Origin of the sequence: Methylohalobius crimeensis 10Ki, from assembly GCF_000421465.1 — a bacterium.
Lineage (GTDB): Bacteria > Pseudomonadota > Gammaproteobacteria > Methylococcales > Methylothermaceae > Methylohalobius > Methylohalobius crimeensis.
This window is the reverse complement of record NZ_ATXB01000001.1, coordinates 1-17154: the sequence shown is the minus strand read 5'-3', so window position 1 is coordinate 17154 and position 17154 is coordinate 1. Positions and strand designations below refer to the sequence as shown.

22 protein-coding genes and 1 tRNA gene are annotated in these 17154 nt (G+C 57.6%); 13 read left to right on the top strand and 10 right to left on the bottom strand.

Going from position 1 to position 17154, the window contains the following annotated elements; genetic code table 11:
• The 8 genes from H035_RS17425 to amoC all read left to right on the top strand — a co-directional run bounded on the left by H035_RS17425 (position 1) and on the right by amoC (position 5748).
• Positions 1-1011, top strand: coding sequence for a calcium/sodium antiporter (locus H035_RS17425; RefSeq protein ID WP_022946985.1), 1011 nt, complete (start codon positions 1-3; stop codon positions 1009-1011).
• A complete protein-coding gene (locus tag H035_RS0100110) occupies positions 1008-1991 on the top strand; it encodes a KpsF/GutQ family sugar-phosphate isomerase (protein WP_022946984.1) in 984 nt (327 codons plus the stop codon). The genes H035_RS17425 and H035_RS0100110 overlap by 4 nt, the downstream gene beginning before the upstream one ends.
• Positions 1991-2521 carry a KdsC family phosphatase gene (locus H035_RS0100105; RefSeq protein ID WP_022946983.1) on the top strand — a complete coding sequence of 177 codons (531 nt, stop codon included), beginning with the start codon at positions 1991-1993 and terminating at the stop codon, positions 2519-2521. The genes H035_RS0100110 and H035_RS0100105 overlap by 1 nt, the downstream gene beginning before the upstream one ends.
• A gap of 35 nt (positions 2522-2556) precedes the next feature.
• The gene (lptA, locus tag H035_RS17420) at positions 2557-3084 is read left to right on the top strand and encodes a lipopolysaccharide transport periplasmic protein LptA (RefSeq protein ID WP_161623984.1); all 528 of its coding nucleotides are present in this window, start codon (positions 2557-2559) and stop codon (positions 3082-3084) included.
• Between the two features lie 5 nt (positions 3085-3089).
• On the top strand, positions 3090-3815 hold the full coding sequence (gene lptB / locus H035_RS0100095) for an LPS export ABC transporter ATP-binding protein (RefSeq protein ID WP_022946981.1): 726 nt from the start codon (positions 3090-3092) through the stop codon (positions 3813-3815).
• A gap of 85 nt (positions 3816-3900) precedes the next feature.
• Positions 3901-4668 carry a cell division protein ZapD gene (gene zapD / locus H035_RS0100090; RefSeq protein WP_022946980.1) on the top strand — a complete coding sequence of 256 codons (768 nt, stop codon included), beginning with the start codon at positions 3901-3903 and terminating at the stop codon, positions 4666-4668.
• Positions 4669-4672: 4 nt separating this feature from the next.
• Positions 4673-4870, top strand: coding sequence for a DNA gyrase inhibitor YacG (locus H035_RS0100085; RefSeq protein ID WP_022946979.1), 198 nt, complete (start codon positions 4673-4675; stop codon positions 4868-4870).
• A 74-nt stretch (positions 4871-4944) separates the two neighbouring features.
• The gene (gene amoC / locus H035_RS0100080) at positions 4945-5748 is read left to right on the top strand and encodes a bacterial ammonia monooxygenase, subunit AmoC (RefSeq protein ID WP_022946978.1); all 804 of its coding nucleotides are present in this window, start codon (positions 4945-4947) and stop codon (positions 5746-5748) included.
• 127 nt (positions 5749-5875) lie between these two features.
• Here the strand turns inward: amoC and H035_RS0100075 are convergent, their stop codons facing one another.
• Positions 5876-6433, bottom strand: a complete 558-nt coding sequence (locus H035_RS0100075) for a hypothetical protein (protein WP_022946977.1) — start codon at positions 6431-6433, stop codon at positions 5876-5878.
• Positions 6434-6681: 248 nt separating this feature from the next.
• On the opposite strand from H035_RS0100075, the gene H035_RS0100070 reads away from it, so the two are divergent.
• Positions 6682-7287, top strand: a complete 606-nt coding sequence (locus H035_RS0100070) for a peroxiredoxin (protein ID WP_022946976.1) — start codon at positions 6682-6684, stop codon at positions 7285-7287.
• A 66-nt stretch (positions 7288-7353) separates the two neighbouring features.
• On the opposite strand, the gene H035_RS17415 is transcribed toward H035_RS0100070, so the two are convergent.
• On the bottom strand, positions 7354-7650 hold the full coding sequence (locus H035_RS17415) for a hypothetical protein (protein ID WP_022946975.1): 297 nt from the start codon (positions 7648-7650) through the stop codon (positions 7354-7356).
• Between the two features lie 174 nt (positions 7651-7824).
• On the opposite strand from H035_RS17415, the gene H035_RS0100060 reads away from it, so the two are divergent.
• The 4 genes from H035_RS0100060 to H035_RS0100045 all read left to right on the top strand — a co-directional run bounded on the left by H035_RS0100060 (position 7825) and on the right by H035_RS0100045 (position 11395).
• On the top strand, positions 7825-9918 hold the full coding sequence (locus H035_RS0100060) for an AsmA family protein (RefSeq protein WP_026596087.1): 2094 nt from the start codon (positions 7825-7827) through the stop codon (positions 9916-9918).
• Positions 9915-10964, top strand: a complete 1050-nt coding sequence (gene mutY / locus H035_RS0100055; protein WP_200861508.1) for an A/G-specific adenine glycosylase — start codon at positions 9915-9917, stop codon at positions 10962-10964. The genes H035_RS0100060 and mutY overlap by 4 nt, the downstream gene beginning before the upstream one ends.
• Positions 10965-10995: 31 nt before the next feature.
• Positions 10996-11283, top strand: a complete 288-nt coding sequence (locus H035_RS0100050; protein ID WP_022946974.1) for an oxidative damage protection protein — start codon at positions 10996-10998, stop codon at positions 11281-11283.
• 36 nt (positions 11284-11319) lie between these two features.
• Positions 11320-11395: transfer RNA gene (locus tag H035_RS0100045), tRNA-Phe, on the top strand.
• A gap of 395 nt (positions 11396-11790) precedes the next feature.
• On the opposite strand, the gene H035_RS0100040 is transcribed toward H035_RS0100045, so the two are convergent.
• The 8 genes from H035_RS0100040 to H035_RS21890 form a co-directional block, all read right to left on the bottom strand.
• The gene (locus H035_RS0100040) at positions 11791-12162 is read right to left on the bottom strand and encodes a Mor transcription activator family protein (RefSeq protein ID WP_022946973.1); all 372 of its coding nucleotides are present in this window, start codon (positions 12160-12162) and stop codon (positions 11791-11793) included.
• Positions 12163-12251: 89 nt separating this feature from the next.
• The gene (locus H035_RS0100035) at positions 12252-13313 is read right to left on the bottom strand and encodes a hypothetical protein (protein WP_022946972.1); all 1062 of its coding nucleotides are present in this window, start codon (positions 13311-13313) and stop codon (positions 12252-12254) included.
• Between the two features lie 45 nt (positions 13314-13358).
• The gene (locus H035_RS17410) at positions 13359-13853 is read right to left on the bottom strand and encodes a phage virion morphogenesis protein (RefSeq protein WP_022946971.1); all 495 of its coding nucleotides are present in this window, start codon (positions 13851-13853) and stop codon (positions 13359-13361) included.
• Positions 13850-14197, bottom strand: a complete 348-nt coding sequence (locus tag H035_RS0100025) for a hypothetical protein (RefSeq protein WP_022946970.1) — start codon at positions 14195-14197, stop codon at positions 13850-13852. Before H035_RS0100025 ends, H035_RS17410 begins: the two co-directional genes overlap by 4 nt.
• Before the next feature lie 18 nt (positions 14198-14215).
• A complete protein-coding gene (locus H035_RS0100020) occupies positions 14216-14584 on the bottom strand; it encodes a hypothetical protein (protein WP_022946969.1) in 369 nt (122 codons plus the stop codon).
• 132 nt (positions 14585-14716) lie between these two features.
• Positions 14717-15442, bottom strand: a complete 726-nt coding sequence (locus H035_RS20575; protein ID WP_152485927.1) for a hypothetical protein — start codon at positions 15440-15442, stop codon at positions 14717-14719.
• Positions 15439-16041 (bottom strand): hypothetical protein, encoded by a 603-nt coding sequence (locus H035_RS17400; RefSeq protein WP_022946967.1) that lies wholly within the window; start codon positions 16039-16041, stop codon positions 15439-15441. The genes H035_RS20575 and H035_RS17400 overlap by 4 nt, the downstream gene beginning before the upstream one ends.
• On the bottom strand, positions 16038-17154 hold a 1117-nt coding region (locus H035_RS21890), incomplete at its 5' end, for a hypothetical protein (RefSeq protein ID WP_022652397.1). The genes H035_RS21890 and H035_RS17400, both read right to left, overlap by 4 nt.

Genomic DNA, 17154 nt, shown 5'->3' with positions numbered 1-17154 from the left:
ATGATTGGGTTATGGATCGATGCGACCGCCCTGGTGGGCGGTTTTGCGGTTTTAGTCTTCGGCGCCGATCGTTTCGTCCTGGGGGCGGCCAGCATCGCCCGTCACTTGGGCATATCCGCCCTGGTGGTGGGGCTGGCGATCGTGGGTTTCGGCACCTCGGCCCCGGAAATGCTGGTATCTTCCATCGCCGCCTGGCACGGCAATACGGGCTTGGCGGTGGGAAACGCCCTCGGTTCCAACATCGCCAACATCGGCTTGATCATGGGTGTTTCCGCCTTGCTCGTCCCGGTGACCGTCCATTCGCGGGCGCTGCGGCGGGAAATCCCGCTGCTTCTGACTACCTGCCTGCTGGCCTACGGATTGAGCCTGGATCTTCGCCTGGACTATGTGGACGGTTCGGTTTTGCTGGCGGGACTGATCATGTTTCTGCTCTGGCTGGTTTGGCAAGGGCGCCAAACCTCAGCCGACGACCCTTTGGCGGAGGAAGTGGAAAGCGAGTTGCCGCCGATCACCTCATTGCCCAAGTCCTGGTTCTGGATCTTCTTCGGCTTGGCGGGACTACTGCTCGGTTCGAGGACGGTGGTGTGGGCGGCGGTGGAACTGGCCCATCATTTCGGCGTCTCCGACCTGATTATCGGCCTGACCATCGTCGCCTTGGGCACCAGTCTGCCGGAGTTGGCCGCTTCCCTCGCCAGCATTCTGAGAAAGGAAGACGATTTGGCGATCGGCAACATCGTCGGTTCCAATATGTTCAATATCCTGGCGGTTTATTCCATTCCCACCCTGGTTCACCCTCACTGGTTGGAAAAAGAAGTCGTGGAAAGGGATTTTCCCTGGATGCTGGGGTTTACCGTCGCCTTGTTCCTATTGGGATTGGGCTGGCGCAACCCCGGCCGCATCGGTCGGCTGGGCGGACTATTGTTATTGGCCGGCTTCTGCGCCTATCAATATTCACTCTATTTTCCACTAGATTTAAACACCATCTTGCAGCTATTGAATCAAAAATCATGACAACCACGGAACAAGCGCGTCTGCGCCGATTGGGATTGGAGGTCATCCGCTTGGAGACCGGAGCGGTGGCCGCCCTGGAGGAACGCATCAATGAAAATTTCAGCCAGGCCTGTCAATTGATGCTGCAATGCCGGGGTCGGGTGATCGTCACCGGCATGGGCAAATCCGGGCATATCTGCGGCAAGATCGCCTCCACCCTCGCCAGCACCGGCACGCCGGCTTTTTTCGTTCATCCGGGCGAAGCCAGCCACGGGGATCTGGGCATGATTACCGAGCACGATGTGGTGCTGGCGCTCTCCAATTCCGGCGAAACCAGCGAACTGATCACCATCATCCCCTTGATCAAACGCCTGGGCGTTCCTCTCATCGCCATGACCGGACGTCCCCGCTCCACCCTGGCCCAACAAGCCAGCGTGCATATCGACGTCAGCGTCCGGCAGGAAGCCTGCCCCCTGGGGCTTGCTCCCACGGCGAGCACCACGGCGGCATTGGTCATGGGGGACGCGCTGGCGGTGGCCCTGCTGGAAGCGCGGGGATTCACCCAGATGGATTTCGCCCGCTCCCATCCGGCGGGCAGCCTGGGGCGGCGGCTCCTGCTCAAAATCGACGACGTCATGCATACCGGCGCCGACATCCCCGCCGTGCACGAAGCCGCCACCTTGAGCGAGGCGCTGCTGGAGATGACCGCCAAGCAGCTGGGCATGACCGCGGTAATCGACACTCGGCGCCGAATATTGGGGATATTTACCGACGGCGATCTGCGCCGCCTGTTCGAGCGCGGGGGTTACGACGTGGGCACCACGCCTATAAGCGAAGTCATGACCCGCAGCTGCACCACCGTGCCCACCGATATCCTGGCCGCCGAAGCGGTGAAATTGATGCAAGAGAAAAAAATCAACGCCCTCCTGGTGGTCGACGAGTCGGAGCGGCTGATGGGCGCCCTCAATATGCACGATTTGCTGCGCGCGGGGGTCTTTTGATGGATCATCGTCAACTCCTCGAGCAAGCGGCGGCGATCGAATTGGTGATTTTCGACGTGGATGGCGTGCTAACCGACGGGCGCCTGTTTTTCGACCAAAAGGGGCGCGAATACAAAGCCTTCCACGCCCGCGACGGCCACGGCTTGAAACTGCTCCGGAGAAGCGGGGTGGAAACGGCGGTGATCTCGGGACGCAATTCTCCCTCGGTGGCGCAGCGCTGCGACAGCCTGGGCATTCAGCACGTATATCAAGGTTACGAGGACAAACCGCCCGCCCTGGAAGCATTGACCCAAGCGACCGGCATCGGGGTGGAACGAATGGCCTACGTGGGCGACGACATATTGGATCTGCCGGTGATGCGCCGGGTCCATCTGGCAATTGCGGTGGCCGACGCCCACTTCGTGGTCAAACGGCACGCCCATTGGATCACCCAAACCCCCGGAGGGCATGGTGCGGCGCGCGAGGTGTGCGATTTGATCATGCAGGCTCGGGGGCGTTTCGATGATATCATCGGCGGTTATTTGAAATGAGTTTGCAGCGCAGTTTTTCGAACCGGAACCCAGTTTTGAGACCTTTACCTTTGCTATGCTTTTTATCGGCCTGCCTGGTCGGGCCGGCGACGGCGCTGGAAGACGATTCCGAGCAACCGGTCTATATCGAAGCCAACACCGCTTTTTACGACAAGAAAACCGATCGAAGCACCTATACGGGCGATGTGGTTTTGATCCAGGGCAGCCTGCATCTGAAGTCCGACAAACTGGTCGCCTATAGTCCCGGAGGCAGGGTGGAAAAGGTGATCGCCTACGGCGATCCGGTCCGCTTCCGACAAACCCCCAAGCCCGGCGAAGAAGAAATTCACGGCACCTCCAAGCAGGCCGAATATTATGTGGACCAGGATCTCATCATTCTGATCGACAACGCGATCGTGCATCAGGGTCAGAACGAGTATGCCAGCGACCGGATCGAGTACGACCAGATCAACGATGTAATCAAGGCGGGGGAGGCCAGCTCCGATACCAAGCGGGTGAAAATCATCCTGCACCCCAAAACCGAAGAACCGTCCGATTCATCCACCTCCCAAACCAAGCAATAAACTTCATGGCGATCCTGGAAGCTGAAGGACTGGTCAAGCGTTATCGGAAACGCACGGTGGTCAACGGCGTCTCCTTGTCGGTCAAGGAAGGGGAAATCGTGGGACTGCTCGGTCCCAACGGGGCCGGCAAAACCACTTGTTTTTATCTGATCGTCGGGCTCGTGCAACCGGATGAGGGACGCATCGGCCTGGACGGGCACGACATCACCCCACTCCCCATCCACGGACGCGCCCGGCTGGGACTCGGTTATCTCCCCCAGGAAGCGTCCGTCTTCCGTCGTCTGACGGTTGCTCAAAACATGCTGGGGGTTCTCCAACTGCGGCCCGACTTGAGCGCCGGCCAGCGGGAATTGATCGCCACCGAACTCCTGGAGGAATTCGGCCTCACCGATTTGAGCGGACAGCCCGCCGCCAGTCTCTCGGGAGGAGAGCGCCGCCGCTTGGAGATCGCCAGGGCGCTGGCCTTGGAGCCGCGCTTCATCCTCTTGGACGAACCTTTCGCGGGCGTGGATCCGATTTCCATTCTCGACATCCAGAAAATCATCCACCATCTGAGCGAGCGGGGCATCGGGGTCTTGATCACCGACCATAATGTGCGCGAAACTCTGGGCGTATGCGAGCGCGCCTATATTATCAGCCAAGGCGAACTCATCGCCGCCGGCGACCCCGATCAATTGCTCGAACATCCGCAGGTGCGCCAGGTCTATTTAGGGGATCATTTTCATCTCTGAGCCGACTGAGTCTTGATGAAGTCCCAAGCAAAACTCACTACAATAGTCGAACCTATATTTTGTCAGCATTGAGTGGACCGTAATCTTGAACGGCCTTGTGATCTATGAATTCCCTTTAAACGAACGGATTCGGACATTAATCCGCCTTGAGCAGTTGTTCTCCCAAATCGAGCATTTTGCCCAAGGAACGTCGGAATGGGACAGCCGCGCGGCGGTCGGCGGGCTTTTGGATATCGTCACGATTTTCAGTCGCAGCGACGTGCGTTCCGAGCTGTTGAAAGAGCTCGAGCGTCATCACCAGGTGCTGGCCCGCCTCGCCCGCAACCAAAGCACCGATCAGGAAAAATTACAGCAGTTCGTAGACAGAATCGAATCGTTGAGCCAACAGATCCGCGGGATCAACGGCAAGCTGGGAACGCAGTTGCTCGATTGCGGCCTGTTCAAAAGCATCCTCCAAAGGAGCTCGATCCCGGGCGGGACCTGCTGTTTCGATCTGCCCGGTTATCACTATTGGCTGCAGCAACCGGCTTCCCATCGGCGGGAAGATATCTCCTTCTGGACGGAACCTTTTTTGCCGGTGCAAAAAGGGGTCGATTTTATCTTGAACACCATCCGACACAGCAACTTGCCCAGCGAGGAATCCGCCCAGGCCGGATTCTTTCAACAAAACCTGGACCGTTCCCTGCCGTTTCAAATGATTCGCATCGGGGTGGACTCCCAGTTGCCCTACTACGCGGAAATCAGCGGCGGCAAGCACCGTTTCACGATCCGCTTCATGGAACCGGAGTTTCTGGAAAAAGCCAAGCAAGCCAATGCCGACATTCCTTTTCAACTGACCCGCTGTCTCTTTTAAGTCTATGCAAGTCAAATGCCCCCAGTGCGGCCGAGCCGTGGAGTGGCGCCGGGATAACCCGAACCGGCCGTTTTGCAGCCCGCGCTGCAAATCGATCGATTTAGGGGAGTGGGCCGCCGAAAACCGCTACATCGCCGGCGAACCGGCGGAACACCCCGAGTCAAGCCATCCAGAAAATACCGAGAAAAATAATCTGAATTAAAGGGAACTTTTTCACTTTTCGGCTTGTCGCAAGTATTGTCGTAAACTAACTTCTTCACAAGAAGGAGGTAAGCAATGGCTGCAACCACTCAAGCAGTAAGCGCTGCTGAACGTGAAACCCCACTTCTGGACAAGAAATGGCTAGCGTTCGCGCTGGGCATTTACACGGTTTTCTACGCGTGGGTACGTTGGTACGAAGGGGTTTATGGCTGGTCGGCCGGTCTGGACTCGTTCGCTCCGGAATTCGAAAAATACTGGATGAACTTCCTGTACACCGAAATCGTACTGGAAGTGGTCACGGCCTCGGTGCTGTGGGGTTATCTGTGGAAGAGCCGGGACCGCAACCTGGACGCCTTGGCGCCGCGTGAAGAACTGCGTCGCAACTTCACCCACCTGATCTGGCTGGTGGCTTATGCCTGGGCCATTTACTGGGGTGCGAGCTACTTCACCGAGCAGGACGGCACCTGGCACCAAACCATCGTTCGGGACACCGACTTCACCCCGAGCCACATCATCGAATTCTACCTGAGCTACCCGATCTACATCATCACCGGGTTTGCGGCGATGATCTATGCGCACACCCGTCTGCCCTACTTCAACTACCAGAAGAAGGGTTTTTCGGTGGCTTATATGATCACCGTGGTGGGACCGTTCATGATTCTTCCCAACGTGGGTCTGAACGAATGGGGTCACACCTTCTGGTTCATGGAAGAGCTGTTCGTGGCGCCGCTGCACTATGGCTTCGTGTTCTTCGGCTGGATGGCGCTGTCGATTCTGGGCTTGCTGCTGCAAGTGTTCGCCAGCTTCGCCAACCTGATTGGGCGCGATCTGGTCGGTGACGTCTATGAAGGCGGCGATGCCGCCACCTGGGCGGATTAAACCACACGGCTCAATTTCATTCGCAACCACTCGCTAAAAAGAAAAACCCGGGTCCCCTTCGGAGGGCCCGGGTTTTTTTATGCGCGAATCCTCAAAAATGCCCGAGGCTGCGCCGTAGCGCATGCCCTCAGGCAAGTGCCACTCTCAACTCCGGCAAGGAAATATCATCATTCTTTGCCGTTTCTTCCGAAACAGGAGGCTCGTAAAGCCGAATGTTCCGCCAGTTCTTGAATAAATTTTCGTCGAATTGAAGATCGTTATCGATCGCATACTCGTAAGCCTTCCGGAACATTACCGCGGTCCGGAAAGCATGCAGCTCCTGGTCGGCGGTGACGGTTTTGATATTGCCGACCTGAAATGTTTTATTGCGAGGCTTGCCGTCCCGGATCCAAAAAACGGTGTAGCATAAATAGCTTTTGTCCTTGCGCTTGTCGTATTTGATCGTGCGCGAAACCCCCGTAACGCCGGTGGACAGCTTGTTACAGGGCGTCTTCATGAAGCGCGTGCGGCTACCTTTCAAAATGACCAGCATCTGGTCCCGCCAGCGGATAGCGGCCTGCAGGGATTTTTTCTTTCCCCCCCAAAGCTTATGGGAAAAGTAACGACTATGCTCTACGCTGCGGCGGACGATTCGTACCTGGTAGCCGAACGGATCCGGTTCAGTAATGTGCTTATGTTCTGCCATAACTCATCCAACCTGAAAGTTGAGTTGTTTTCTAATCAGGAGCGTGAATCAACTTTCATGCTCCCTTTGTCAGTCTAATCTTACAAAACATAGCAAATATTACAAAAACATTTCGTCGCTTGTAAAGCAACCGGCCTATTCAGGGGAATGCACGTGAAGTATTCCAGAGCGGTTTAGTGTAGAATTTCCCCGTACACTTCTTCCCCTACGGGGGTTCGCTAACACAGGTTAGAATCAGGAGGGACTCGATGAGCGTATTAGTAGGCAAAAAAGCACCCGACTTTACCGTGCCGGCCGTGTTGGGAGACGGCCAAATTGTCGATGAGTTCAATTTCTCCGAAGCCACTAAAGGCAAATACGCCGTTTTGGTGTTTTACCCGCTCGATTTCACCTTCGTCTGCCCGACCGAGTTGATCGCTCTGGATCATCGGGTGGAAGAATTTTCCAAGCGGAACGTTGAGGTGATCAGCGTATCGATCGATTCTCAGTTCACCCACAACGCTTGGCGCAACACCCCCGTCGAAGACGGCGGCATCGGTCCGGTCAAGTACACTATGGCGGCGGACGTGGGCCATGAAGTGGTCCGCGCCTACGACGTGGAAGCCGAAGGCGCTTCCGTGGCCTTCCGCGGCAGCTTCCTGATCGACAAGGAAGGGGTCGTCCGCCATCAGGTGGTCAACGATCTACCCCTGGGCCGCAACATGGACGAATTGATCCGGATGGTGGATGCGCTCCAGTTCTTTGAAAAGCACGGGGAAGTGTGTCCGGCCAATTGGAAACCGGGTCAAGAAGGCATGAAGCCCGATCCGAAGGGCGTCGCCCACTTCCTGGAAGTCCACTCGAAGGAACTGTAAGCCGCCATTTCGGCGACTCGGGATGGCAAAGCTGTCAGGCAATGCGCCTGACAGCTTTTTTTATTGCTATGAAGATTTTTTCATGCTGGCGATCCAGCGATTTCTAATGAACCAAACCAGCGCCAATGCGAGCACATAGCCGCCGACATGGGCCGCTAAAATCAAGGACTGGTTGGTATGATGAAAACTGGCGCTCACCGGCTTGAGCACCAAAAACCACCACAACAAGACAACCACGTAATAAGCCGCAGCCCCGTTGAATGCCCACACGAAAGGGGACTTGGGGTCGTTGATGTCAACCGCGGTACGATAGAACCAGATCGCGACGGCAATCGCGATCAGCCCTCCTAGTCCACCTAACATTGTGTCACCTCCTTCTCTCAATCTTCGAGTTGTTATGGGATGTCAAGCACCGATCACATCATAAACTTTATTCCATTCATTTGAAATTTATCCTTTTCGGCGCAGGATGTTTTGCGTAAGAGTAGAATGATTATCATCCATGGCGCGTCTGAAAATTGACTTGGAGGCTTCGCTTTGAAATACCTTCTCTTAACCATCCTGGCCATACTTATCTTTCTCGCCGCGGGACTGGTCGCGGTGGTGGTGCTGGTCGATCCCAATCAATACAAAGATCAAATCGCCGCTGCGGTGGAAAAGAACACCGGACGCAATCTTCAAATCCCAGGAGATTTGTCCCTGTCGGTATTTCCCTGGATAGGCGTTAAAACCGGAGAAGTCACGCTGGGCAACGCGGCCGGCTTCGGTCCCGAACCGTTCGCCGAGGTCCAGAAGGCGGAAATCAAGGTCAAGCTGTTGCCTCTGTTGCGCAAAAAAGTGGAAATCAAGCACCTGGTGTTGGAAAAGCTGCAGCTGAACTTGGCCAAAAAGGCCGACGGACGAACCAACTGGGAGGACTTGACCGCCGCCCGAGCACCGGCAAAAATCGAACCCGAAACGGCACCCAAGGCGCCCACTCCCGTTCCTCCCTTGCTGATCGGCGGTGTCACCCTGGACGACAGCTCCGTTACCTGGCAAGACAGGCAAGCCGGTCGAACGGTCCAAGTTCAACACCTGAACGCGCGCCTGGACCAGTTTCGCTTCGGCGATCCCACCGATTTCCGGTTGGGCTTCGTGCTGCAGTTGGACGAACCCTCCCTGAAAGAAACAGTCTCTCTGAAAACGACCGTCTTGGCCGACGAGCAACTGCAACGATTCGAGCTCCACGACCTGCACCTCCAATCCCACAGCGAAGGCGAACCCGTCCCGTCGGGCCGGCTGGAAGCGATGCTCGACGGCTCGCTGAAGCTGGATCTGGCGGCCCAGACACTGACCGCCACCGACATCCAACTCCAAGCCGCCGATGCCGAATTGACGGGGACCCTGGAAGGCGAACAAATCCTGGATGCTCCCAAGCTCCGGGGAAACTTCCGGCTTGAGGCGGCGCTCCCCAAGGTTTTGACCGCGCTGGGCGTGGCACTGCCGCAACCGGCCAACGCCGAGGCACCTGGCAAAACACGACTCGACTTCAATCTGAAGGCGGATACGGACCATCTGGCACTGACCGATCTCCGGGGAAATCTGGACGACACTCAACTTAACGGTGAACTCGCCGTCGCCTCGTTCGCCCAGCCCAAAATCAACCTGCAACTGACGGCCGACAACCTGGATCTGGATAGATATCTGCCCGCCGAGTCGGCGTCCGCGCCAACAAAGGAGGCGCCGGCCGAGAAAACCCCTGAACAGCCGCTCCCCTTCGCCGCGCTTGCGGGTTTGAATGTGGACGGACGGATTCAAATCGGCCAGCTCAAGGTCAAGGGATTGCAAATGCAGGGCGTGACCTTAACCGCCCTGGGCAAGAACCGGGTAATGACTTTGACCCCGACCATCGACAAATTTTACCAAGGAAACTATCAAGGACAGGTTCGCTTCGACGGGCGTGCCCAAGTCCCGCAAGTCTCTCTGAGTTCCTCGATGAAGAACGTCCAAATCGAGCCCTTGCTTCAGGATATGACCGGTAAGGCTCAGCTCAGCGGCACTGCCTTTTTGGATCTGAACCTCGCGGGCCGGGGCAGTAAAGTCTCGGACATCCAAAAAACCTTGGACGGCAAAGTGGCGTTTCAGACCGAAAACGGCAGTCTCAACAACGTCCAGATCCTGCGCTTGATCAAACACGGCGAAGCCTGGTGGAAGGGCAAGGAAGCGCCCGCCGAAACCCAGATCGAAAAGCTCCAATTCGTCGGCCTGGATTTTCGCGGCACCGTTCAAAACGGGGTCATGAATACCGACCGTTTCCTGATCGACAGCCGCAAGCTCCGAATCCAGGGCAGCGGCACCGTCGACCTGGTACAGGAGCAATTGGATTATTCCGTGCGAGTCGATCGCCTCAAACACGAAGAAGGCGAGACCGGCGAAGAAATCGCCACCGCCAAGAGCCTGCCCATCATCATCAAGATCAGCGGCCCCCTCGCCGAACCCAAATACGGCTTGGACGTCGTGCAAATGGCCCAGGAAAAATACAGATCCAAGATCCAAGAGAAGAAAGGCAAAATCGAGAAAAAAGTGACCGAGGAACTGGAAAAGAAGCTGGGAGAGGGCGCCGGCGAAATGCTCAAGGGGCTGTTTCGTTGATTTCGCCCGAAACCTTTCAATCGATCCTCCTGGCGTGGTACGACCGGTCCGGGCGCAAGGACTTTCCCTGGCAACGGCCCAGATCGCCGTACCGCGTCTGGGTATCGGAAATCATGCTCCAGCAGACCCAGGTGGGAACCGTGGTGCCTTACTTCCAGCGCTTTACGGCGGCATTCCCCACCGTCGAGGCATTGGCCCGGGCCGAATTGGACCAGGTACTCCGACACTGGGCCGGGCTGGGTTACTACGCCCGCGCCCGCAATTTGCATCGGGCCGCGAACCAAATCGTCGCCGAGCATGACGGGGATATGCCCGCCTCTCAAGAGGCGCTGATCCAACTGCCGGGCATCGGACGCTCCACCGCCGGCGCCATCCTCAGCCTGGCCTACGACCGCCCCGCACCGATTCTGGACGGGAACGTCAAGCGACTGTGGTGCCGTCTGCACGCCATCGGCAACGAGGAGAGTCCGTCGGCAACCGAACGGCGCTTGTGGGGCTTGAGCGAAAAATATCTTCCTCGCCGGCGCAACGCCGACTACACCCAGGCACTGATGGATTTCGGGGCCACCCTCTGCACTCGAACCCGACCCCGGTGCCCGGACTGTCCCCTCCAGGCCCATTGCCTGGCCTACCGAACCGGCCGAGTGACCGAGCTTCCCGCCCCGCGTCCACGCCGGACCAAGCCGGTCAAATCAAGCTACTGGCTGCTGCTGCGCGACCCGAGCGGCCGGATCTATCTCCAGCAGCGCCCTCCCAGCGGCATTTGGGCGGGACTTTGGACGCCGCCTCATTGGGATTGTCCGGAAGGATTGAAAAATCATTGTCACCGCCTGAATCTTCAGCCCGACCGTCTTCAGTGGCTGGCGGAACGAAAACACACCTTCACTCACTACACCTTGCGCTACACGCCCGCCTTGATCGACCTGGAAGAAGCACTTTCCCTGGTTCACGACCGTCCATCCCGCTGGCTGATGCCCACCCATGCCTCGCAACTAGCCATGCCCACACCGGTACGACGATTATTGTCCGATCCCGTGATAACATAGTAAAACAATCAAGTTTTCCAGGGAGTCACTCATGGCACGCAAAGTTAAGTGCGTAAAACTTGGCATTGAAGCAGAAGGTTTGGACAATCTGCCGTTCCCCGGCCCGGAGGGGCAAAAAATTTACGACCACATCTCCAAACAAGCCTGGCAGGAATGGCTAAACGTCCAGACCATGCTCATCAACGAACATCGGCTGACCGTATTCGAGCCGGAAGCCAAAGCATTCCTCGCCCGGGAGCGGACCAAATTCCTTTTCGGCGAGGGCATCGACATGCCCGAAGGCTATCAACCCCCCGAAGCCGAGCAGTATCGAACTTGACATGTCCAAGTCAGGCTAGTTTAATAAGCGTCTTTCGGCCAGGTAGCTCAGTCGGTAGAGCAGGGGACTGAAAATCCCCGTGTCGGCAGTTCGATTCTGTCCCTGGCCACCAACAAAAACAAAGCCTTGCCTGTAACCCGCTGGCAAGGCTTTTTTTATGGTTCTACGCCGGTTCTACACTAGGACCGATTTCGAAGCATTTTCTCGACCATCACCACGAGCAAAACCCTTTCCGGCCAAGCTGGCGAAGGGTTTTCATTTGACGGTCATTTGATTGGATAAGGCCGCCGGCCATGACGAAAACAAGGTATGGGGAACCAGTACGGCCCACTCTGAAGTTTATAGTAGAGATTTCAGCCCCACCAAGCGGGATGTGTCGCAAAACGTGACAGGCTCCATCCCCCGCCACAAGCCCCGTTCGGAAGGTTTAGACGGCTAAGCTCACCACATTGATATTAACCGGCGGGCAACCCCATTCCATTTCTTTCAGGTTCTTTCCGGATAAATTCACTTATTTCGATTTGAAGATTTGAGAATATTGCTGATATGACGCTCGGTCAGGCCGAAGCGCCGGGCAAGCTCAAATAGGGAAGCGCCGGCGGCACGCATTTCATGAATGGCTGCATTGCGGGTCGCCCGAAGCGCCTCATCGGCCCGGGGTACATGAAAGAACTCACCGCCATAGATCTCGCAAAACCGCCGCGAATCCTCCAGCCCCAGCACCTCCGCCAGGTGATGCCCCGGGGAGATGGTCTTGGGTATGTGCAAGTGTCCCCCGCCGTAATGCTTCAGCAGCAGGAGCGCGAGGCGCTTACCGCAATACTCGGCGATTTCCTGGAGCTTAGGCGGCAAGTGTTCCAAGGGTAAGTGCTCCATCATCCAACCTCCCGATCTTGGCCCATTCTTTTTTTTGGCATGGATAAAAACCCCCGGTAGGCCGGGGGTCGTTGAAATGCTCGCGGAAAGCCCTAGAACTCCACCCCATGCTCACGCAGGCGTTCCCGCTCCGAATGCATGGCCTTATGGAAGGTTTCCCGATCGGACCAGGAATGCAGCTGGTACAACCAACCCGGGTGGGCGGGAAGCTCGACAGCCTTGCAGGTATCCAGGGCGAAACCGGGAAGCGCCAACTCGACGGTGGTCAGAAATTCCTTGCCTCCCAAACTTTTGAGCAGCATGCTCAACCCCACCAGCCGGACGAAGTGATTTTTCAACGCCGTGGCCAATTCGGCATACTCCTTACCCAGTACCTCGGCCTCGCCTCGCACCAACTGGCGCAATACCTCCGGCCCTTTATCCTCGATCTCGGCCAGCTCTTGGCGCAGTGGTTCGATTTTGCGCTCAAGGCCGGCGATGGTCTGGCGCGCTTGGTTGGCCTTGACTTCTCCCCGCTTGGCGCGCTGGATGGCTTTGTCCCTGTTCTTTTCGGCCTCTGAGATTTCCGCTTCCAGGGTTTCCATGTCCGCCTTGGAGGCCTGGCCAATGGCCAGATCCGCCAACAGGTCTTCTCGTTTTTGATAAAGGCCGTCCAACGCGGGAACCTCGGCTTGGGAGTTCTCAACGATTTGGCGCTGCTCTTCGATCAACTTCTCCAGGCCTTCGATTTGACCTTGGATTTCCGCCACCCGGGCCTGATAGGCCAAGGCCTCCTCGATGGCGGCACCGGCGTTGCAGTTGGGCAGCGCGTTTCTTTCCAGTTCATTGAGTTCCGCGGTTAAAGCCTGGAAATCCTCTCTTGCCGCTTGCGCCTCCTGGTCGGCTTTCTCCGCTGCCTGGCGCAACCTGGCCAGTTTTTCTCTTTGCAGGTCGTCCAAGTCCTCTTTGGGGCCCGCCACTTTCTGATAACGCTCAAACTCGCGCCAAGCCCCTTCGGTTTCCAAGCGCTTGGCATCCGCCAAAGCGCTCGCTTCGCCGATATGCTCCCTGACTTCCGCTATCCGGCGTTCGATCGCCTGCTTGTGCTCGATGCGTTCCAGCAACGACGGGGCTTTGAGGTCCTCGACTTTCTGAACTTGAGATGCCTTGGTCATGTTTTTTTCTCCGTGGTTAATGAAACAGGGTTGCAGATATCGCAATTAGAAGGCGCCGTCCAAAAATTGGGTAAAGATATTCAGGATTTCCTCCTTGCCTTCATCGGAAAGACCTAAGAACGGTCTCGGTGGAATATCTCCCCAAGGAATGGGGACGCTCCCCTCTCGGGTCTTGAACGTGCCGCGGCCGAATTGCCCTTGCTTGGCGCCGAACTGATGCGTGGCGGCATGAGGTGCATTGGTGCTGGCGACGGCGAAATCGGGGCCGTAGTCGGATTGGATGCTGCTGGCGAGGTCCCCCGTGACTTTTAGGATATCTCCGGGCCAGTGTCCGGATTCGGCGCGCTGTTCCTTGGTGACATCGGATAGATCAGGCCATGGAATCCCCGCCGGGGACGCTTGTTCTTCGAATGCAGTGGTAGCGATTTTCTCCAGCTCTCCGGAAACGTCCTTCATCGCCGGGGTTAAATCATCGAGCTGGGATATCAGCTGGTTGAGCGCGTCCATCACTTCGTGGTCATCGACTTCGATGTGAATCAAAACAGTACCCTCCCTATCGGGGTTTCATTGCCATCCTCATCGATCAGATAGACGGTATCGTCGATCGACTCGACCTTGGGGTAAAACGCTTTGAGCGCTTCCGGCACACGCCAGGATGAGCCGATCACCGCGGCGAATTCGTCCGGGCGGTGATATGGATCGGAGATGGCGTAAGTGCTCGGGATCGGATGAATGCTGGTATAGCCCACCTCCGCCGCGCTATCCAAAAGAGACTTGACCTCGGCAGCGCCCGGGCTGGTTACGGTGCCGGCCTCAGAATCCCAAGTCACAGACAAGGGTTCCCGTTCGCCGGTGTAGGGTTGCAGTTCCAGGGTGAATTTCATGATCGCATTTTGATTTTGTCACGGTTTCAATATTGACCGGTGCGGCCGTACCGGGTCGCCTCGCGTAAAGGCGGTATGATGGCGCTTGCAAACCTCATACTCGATTTTGCGCCCGTCCGGCAGTCTGTCCACTTCAATGATGGAGGATGCATTGCTACAGCGGGTGTCCTTGGTGGTGGCCGCTTGGCAACGCCGGTTCGAGTGCTTCCAGGCCTCGATGGTGTTTGATTCCGTGACGGTTTCAGAATCACGCGCTCGCTCGGTCATCCGCCGTTCGACAAATGCCAGCACTTCCTCCTTCAGGGCCGCCGGTATCCTGACGGTGGTGGTTTCCACCCCATAGCGGGATTTCCGGCCCGCTCCGGTTCTTTTGCCTCCCCTCGCCATGTTTGCCGCCTCTATGAATTTGTAACAGTTTCATTTCTAGTTTAACGTCCGTATTTGAATTTGCAACGAATTCTTACAGACGCCATAGAGGGGTTAAAACAAGGCGACCAGGGGAGAAATGGCGCCATCCTTTTATGGCTTGTCGGTGTTTACCACCTCCACCGCTTCGGTGAAGCTGATGTATTTGCCCTGGGCCGCCATTCGGTCACGATAAACCCGCGCCTTGAACGCGATGTCTGCATCGCTGAGGGTGGCGTGGTTGTGACCCGTGACGGCTTCCACTGCTTCGGAAAAACTGACGCGGGCGCCCATTTCGGCCATCTCGGCATGATAGATGCGCGCCCGGCGCGCAATATCGGCATGGCCGGGGTTCGCCAAGTCGTCCGGCTCCTCGTGAAAACGGGCGGGAAGGCAACAGATATCGTTGCCGAAACTGAATATTTTGTGTTCGGTCTCGGAAAACGCCGGGTCGAGCATGCCTTTGATTGCCGGCGGCATGGCGCCCAGAAACCCCACATGCTTGAGGTAGAGTTGCCCGGCCCGGGGATTGTGCGGCGACCCCGGCATGAAGAAGGAGGCGGATATCTTCTTATAGCGGCCTTGGCGGACCCAATCCTTGAGACGTTCCGAAACGTGGTTGCAGTCGGCGAAAAGGCTTTTCCCCCGGCGAAACAGGCGCGACACTGTGCCATAGGTTTCCGTTTCTTGGTCCGGATGCCCTAAAACCAAAGGCGCCAACCGTGATTGCGGGGAATACGCCCGCGCGCAGACCTCCAAATCCTGCTCGGTGAAGGTGTGCCGTGTGCCGGACATCGCCACGTGGGCTCCGGCCCGGAAAATTTCGATGATGCTCATCATTTCCTCTCTGGTTTGAAATTGTCACAGAATCTTTCCCGGCCAGGGTAAGGCAGCGGGTCGCCCGGTTTCCAGGCATCCGCCAAGCAATCCCCGATCCCGTCACCGCCGCCGATCCGATCCGGCTGGAAGTGCCGGCAATCGCCGCAACGAACCCGCCCCGGGATCGACGCCGGCGCGCCGCATTGGTGGGTGTCGGCGTCAGTCCGGCCACACATTGGGCAGAGGCTTATGGCGGTGTTCGGGTCCGGTGGCGCCTGCTCCGGCCGGATGCCGTCTTCGGCCGCGCACTTCAACCAGCGATTCAACGCGCCCGCGTCGGTGGCGGCCTGGTGGAACACAAGAGCCCGGTCTGCCGGGTCGCGCTCCTCGATGGCGTCGAGCCACGTTTCTAGCGTCCAGCGGATCCGCCAGGGCAGCGATTCATCCGGGCCCGAATTGGCGGCTTCCAGTTCGGCGATGATTTCCCGCTTGTGGGCCTGGAGGTAGGCGCGCTGGTCATCGGTGAGCTTGCTTACCGGGCTTACCATCACCCTGCCGTCGATAATCGCCAGATCGAAACCGGCATTCCTCATTTTCTGGATGGCCTGGGCGGTGTTCATGGCTCTCCCCAATCGTCATTAAAGTGACGTTTTCCACCGCCGGAAAAATCCGACTTGCCATTTTTCATGGTGGAAACGGTGGAAACGGTGGAAAGACCGCGCCCCACCTTGGGTCTGGATCTTCCACCGTGACTTCCCCCAATGGTGGAAACGGTGGAAGAAGCAGGGCCGCACATTTCCGATTTCCCCCATTCTTCCACCGTTTCCACCATTTCCCCCATGGACGGTGGAAGACCTTGAGCCCGCTCTGGCTCTGGCGTTTCCACCGTTTCCACCGTTTCCACCGTCAAAATCGAGGAACGAATACTGAAAACGCGGACACGATCCCTACCGACACCGATCCGATTCCCGGTTCGGTCTGCCCGTTCCTTCTTCAACACCTCCAGCTGGTCCAACAGATCAAGGGTGGCCTTCTGGTTGGCACCGGCCAAGGCCTCCTTGAACGCTTCCCGGGTGAAGTGATAGCAATCGTGGCGAAACCAGCCGGCGCGCTCCTTGGGAGGGTCGTTGTCCTCGCGTTCGAACCTTGCTTCATGCCGTAGGATGAATGCCTGAAGATTCACAATCCCCCGTTCCCCTTCGGTGGCGGCGGAATGTCCGGACTGCCAGGTTCGATAGGCCAAGCGCGCGGCCTCGATGGCTTGGCCAGGCCTCCAAGGCAGAAGGCCATGCTTAATGGCCAGCTCGCCGGCACAGGCGGCCAGGGCGAAGCGTTTTCGGACGCGCACCGCCTCCGGGGTGGCCGCGGGACCAATGGCCTCGGGGTCGAAACCGCGCCAGGCTTCGGCCATTTTTTCCGTAGTGACGGACTCAATAAACCGGGGGCCGGCATGGCCGAAATGGTGGGCGAATGCCTGTTTCAGATGATCGACCTCCCCACCATCGCGGAACAGGGGTGCGCCATCGATGGGGACATCCGCCAAGCGCACCAGCTGCCCGCCACGCACCTGCCGGCCTTCCTGGGCGGCGTATTCGGCGGCGGGCAGTTCGCCGGCGCTGAGAATCAGCACGCGCCAGGATTTGGCGCGCCGTAAACCACCTCCGACATTGGCGCGCCGGCGTCCGGAACCGGACATGATGCGGTAAATGGTGCGGCCGAAATCCCGGGTTTCC

What these genes read in the sequence shown, in the direction of transcription:
- H035_RS17425 (WP_022946985.1), top strand. Translation starts at nt 1, where the DNA reads ATGATTGGGTTATGGATCGATGCGACCGCCCTGGTGGGCGGTTTTGCG.
- H035_RS0100110 (WP_022946984.1), top strand. Translation starts at nt 1,008, where the DNA reads ATGACAACCACGGAACAAGCGCGTCTGCGCCGATTGGGATTGGAGGTC.
- H035_RS0100105 (WP_022946983.1), top strand. Translation starts at nt 1,991, where the DNA reads ATGGATCATCGTCAACTCCTCGAGCAAGCGGCGGCGATCGAATTGGTG.
- lptB (WP_022946981.1), top strand. Translation starts at nt 3,090, where the DNA reads ATGGCGATCCTGGAAGCTGAAGGACTGGTCAAGCGTTATCGGAAACGC.
- H035_RS0100085 (WP_022946979.1), top strand. Translation starts at nt 4,673, where the DNA reads ATGCAAGTCAAATGCCCCCAGTGCGGCCGAGCCGTGGAGTGGCGCCGG.
- amoC (WP_022946978.1), top strand. Translation starts at nt 4,945, where the DNA reads ATGGCTGCAACCACTCAAGCAGTAAGCGCTGCTGAACGTGAAACCCCA.
- H035_RS0100075 (WP_022946977.1), bottom strand. Translation starts at nt 6,433, where the DNA reads ATGGCAGAACATAAGCACATTACTGAACCGGATCCGTTCGGCTACCAG.
- H035_RS0100070 (WP_022946976.1), top strand. Translation starts at nt 6,682, where the DNA reads ATGAGCGTATTAGTAGGCAAAAAAGCACCCGACTTTACCGTGCCGGCC.
- H035_RS17415 (WP_022946975.1), bottom strand. Translation starts at nt 7,650, where the DNA reads ATGTTAGGTGGACTAGGAGGGCTGATCGCGATTGCCGTCGCGATCTGG.
- H035_RS0100050 (WP_022946974.1), top strand. Translation starts at nt 10,996, where the DNA reads ATGGCACGCAAAGTTAAGTGCGTAAAACTTGGCATTGAAGCAGAAGGT.
- H035_RS0100040 (WP_022946973.1), bottom strand. Translation starts at nt 12,162, where the DNA reads ATGATGGAGCACTTACCCTTGGAACACTTGCCGCCTAAGCTCCAGGAA.
- H035_RS0100035 (WP_022946972.1), bottom strand. Translation starts at nt 13,313, where the DNA reads ATGACCAAGGCATCTCAAGTTCAGAAAGTCGAGGACCTCAAAGCCCCG.
- H035_RS0100025 (WP_022946970.1), bottom strand. Translation starts at nt 14,197, where the DNA reads ATGAAATTCACCCTGGAACTGCAACCCTACACCGGCGAACGGGAACCC.
- H035_RS0100020 (WP_022946969.1), bottom strand. Translation starts at nt 14,584, where the DNA reads ATGGCGAGGGGAGGCAAAAGAACCGGAGCGGGCCGGAAATCCCGCTAT.
- H035_RS20575 (WP_152485927.1), bottom strand. Translation starts at nt 15,442, where the DNA reads ATGATGAGCATCATCGAAATTTTCCGGGCCGGAGCCCACGTGGCGATG.
- H035_RS17400 (WP_022946967.1), bottom strand. Translation starts at nt 16,041, where the DNA reads ATGAACACCGCCCAGGCCATCCAGAAAATGAGGAATGCCGGTTTCGAT.